Genomic DNA, 280 nt, shown 5'->3' with positions numbered 1-280 from the left:
AACAGCTCCGCGGTGATTGCGGAGAATTCCTGGCCGGGTCGGGTGCTGCACGCCCTCGTCGGCTACACCGACCGGCCCACCGCCCTGCAGGGGCTGGTCTATGTCGGCACCATCGCCGTGATGGTCGGGCTGATGCAGTGTCCGCACCGATTGGATCGACGTCACCAGCCCCTGCACGATCTCGGACTGGCCGCGGGTGGTCGCCGCGATGCGCTGGAACCGCTCCGACAGGCCGTGCACGTCGGTCTCGACATCCGCCGAGATGATCCCGAGTTCGTCG

Annotated in this window: 1 pseudogene; it reads left to right on the top strand. The window is 67.9% G+C overall.

Features of this window, described 5'->3' with window-relative positions:
- Positions 1-280: pseudogene (locus MKK67_RS07925) on the top strand (hypothetical protein); the annotation flags it as partial.

Source organism: Methylobacterium sp. J-072, from assembly GCF_022829425.1.
In the GTDB taxonomy this organism is placed as follows: domain Bacteria; phylum Pseudomonadota; class Alphaproteobacteria; order Rhizobiales; family Beijerinckiaceae; genus Methylobacterium.
This window is presented reverse-complemented; position numbering and strand designations above follow the sequence as displayed.